The sequence below is a fragment of the Bacteroidales bacterium genome, assembly GCA_018334875.1.
Taxonomy (GTDB): domain Bacteria; phylum Bacteroidota; class Bacteroidia; order Bacteroidales; family UBA12077; genus JAGXLC01.
The window spans coordinates 1-2,916 of the sequence record JAGXLC010000487.1; the positions used below are offsets into that span (position 1 = coordinate 1).

Annotated in this window: 2 protein-coding genes; one reads left to right on the forward strand and one right to left on the reverse strand. The window is 42.9% G+C overall.

Translation table 11 applies throughout. The features are described from left to right. Positions 1 to 931, reverse strand: a 931-nt coding sequence (locus tag KGY70_20260; GenBank protein ID MBS3777538.1) for an IgGFc-binding protein, incomplete at its 3' end; no start/stop codon positions are given. Between the two features lie 147 nt (positions 932 to 1,078). Here KGY70_20260 and KGY70_20265 point away from each other — a divergent pair. Then, positions 1,079 to 2,916 (forward strand): hypothetical protein (locus KGY70_20265; GenBank protein ID MBS3777539.1); only part of this gene is annotated, 1,838 nt, incomplete at its 3' end.

The following is a 2,916-nucleotide window of genomic DNA, read 5'->3' on the forward strand; positions in this document are numbered from 1 at the left end:
TATCACCATCTACCTGTCCGCGCATAACGAGATATTCATGACCAATTACCTGATCACCATCAAGATTATCGATAGGTACCAACTGGTCTCCGATAAAATCGTAGGCGTTATCTTTTCTATCTGAATCGTCGCCAGTAGTGACTGCAATAGGTTTATCAGAAGTAACATGGGTACCTCTTATTCTTTCGTCAGCATCGACGCTTATTACGTCGGATCCCGAGGATTTCCGCTGTGGGGTTAGTTTATAGCTTTCACCTCTGTCCAGGGTAATGCTGATGTTTGTATTGGTAGGATAATTCCCACCGCCGTTCAGTGTACTTCGCGCAATGGGATAGGGCGAATTGACGGTTATGGTCGTGTTGTCTTCCGTAGCTACTACGAGAAATGAACTGTAAGCACCATCCGGGGTATTCCAATCTTGATTATTCCATCGAGTCTGGAAAGGCACATAAAATTCCTCGCCCAATGCATTTCTGCCTTTCAGAGAAAATATATCCGGATTGTTATTTCCGCTGACCATCACGGTGGTATCTGTTTCATCAACACGGGCAATCTCATAGTACGCTTTAATTTCCGGTGGCATATCGCCACTGGGACTTTTCGACCGGATGAGTATGGATGAACTGTCCCTGGTATCCCAGAAACGGTTAGTAAGGTTATTCTGCACATAGCTGGGGGGAAGAACCACACTTTCGGTCTCGCCTGCAGGGATGATACCCTGATAAATCAGGCTCCCGCTGGAAGGTCTGGTAATGGTTACCTCAGCATCGCGATCAATAGTTGTTAAACGGATGACTCCTCCCGTCTCTGTTACGTGATGAGGAGTTGCATAGGGAACGGCGAACCAGAAGGTGCTGTCTGTTTGAGCAAATGAGCCTTTAAGACTTAACAATATAAAAAAGCCCAGTAAGAAAAATTTAACTGATCTCATAAAAACTATGTTCGATTTCACAAATAATTTGGCGCCTTTTGTCCAATTTCCTTTAACTTTTTTCGAAAATATACGTAAATCCCAGAGTAAAGTTCCCCGCAATAAACTATAAAATAGAATTTAGCTATATTTTAAAACATAGTTCCAATGAAAATGAAAAGTTTACGCATTTTGTATTTCGGTATATTGGTTCTTTTTTATTTTCTAACCGTATCAATTCAGGTTTCCGTTGGCCAGGAAAATGATACCATCCTTTATGAAAATTTCGAATCGGGTTCGTTACCGACCGATTGGAGCAACGAGTATGTCAAGGGAACTATAAAATGGGACTATCAGGATGGAGGATATACAAGCAATCCGGATGTCGAGGGAAGCGGCAGACCCCCTTACGCTTATGAAGGTGTGTACAATGCATTATTTCACTATGAAAGCTTAAACGGAGAAAAAACCAAACTCGTCACTCCTGCCCTGAATCTGGAATATAAAGTAAAACCGGAACTTACCTTCTGGCATGCCCAGGATGAACGCTATACTTTTGATGCATACAGAAATGATGAACTGAGAATCTATTACAAAAATTCAAAAGATGGTTCGTGGGTAGAGCTTGCTGAATATACCAGCGTAGTAGAGGATTGGACTAAAAGAAGTATTATACTTCCAGACAGTTCGTTAAGCAGTGAATATTATATCGCTTTTGAGGGAAAAACCAACAACGGATTCGGTGTTTGCATAGACGAGGTTGTACTTGAGGAAACCGGTGTAGAGCCCAAATATGTGGATAACATATCTTACCATCAGGCATCCACTGATTTTGTGGCTACCCAGTCCGAAAACAATCCCATACTCCGGCTGGATATTGAAGTGGAAGGCAATGACGGAAGCATCAATCTTGATTCCCTTGCTGTTACTTCAATGAACACCGATGATAATGACATTAAGGAAAACGGAGTTAAGCTATATGCATCAAATGATACGCTTTTTGAGAATAGTCAGCAGGTCGTGAACGGCATCAATTTTACTGACGAGAAAGCCGTTTTTGATCAGATCAATTATGAAATCCCCAGGGGCTTGTCATCAGTATGGATAACCTATGACGTAAAAGCCGATACCAATCACCAGACACAGGGTCATGTTCTGGATGCAAAAATCAAAGCCAATGATTTAAAAATCAACAACAATAACTATCCTCTGGTTTTTAAGTCACCCTATGGAGACAGGGAAATATATGAAGCAATACTTTACAGTAATTTTGAAGAACCAGGGGGATGGAGCTTTACCGGAGAATTTGAAAGAGCTAAGGCACAAGATCCTCCTCTTGGGGGATCAGTTGGCAGTCCCGATCCTGCTAATGCTTATGAAGGAGAATATATGATCGGCACTGATATCACCGGACAAGGAAGTAATCCAGGCGACTATGAAAACAACATCGGCGACCGGGCCTACCAGGCCATCTCCTCTAAGCTGGATGCTTTTTATTATCAAGACATGAACCTGTATTTCTACAGATGGCTGAATATTGACGGAATGGATAGTGCTTACATAGAAATAAGTCAGGACGATGGACAGTCATGGGAAACCATATGGCAAAACGGAGGCTCGATTGTTATGGATAAGTGGGAAAAATCCAGGTATGATCTTCAGCCATATGTAAACCGGGTTGACAGTGTGAGGCTACGGTTCAGCCTTGGCGGAACAGACGACAGCTGGGCTTTCTCAGGCTGGAATCTGGATAATATCGTGATTACCGGTGACTACATATCTCAGGATGTAGGAGTAACCGATTGGATCGCTCCGGAAAATGGTTGCAGACGAACCACCAATGACAGCGTACAGGTGGTGATAGAAAATTTTGGGGGTGATCCCACACGTGATACCATCCCACTATCCTACAGCTTTGATGGGGGGACAACCATTATCAGGGATACCCTCTACGGAAGCATTCCGGTGGGAGGAAGTACAGTCCATACTTTCAATACATCGGTTGA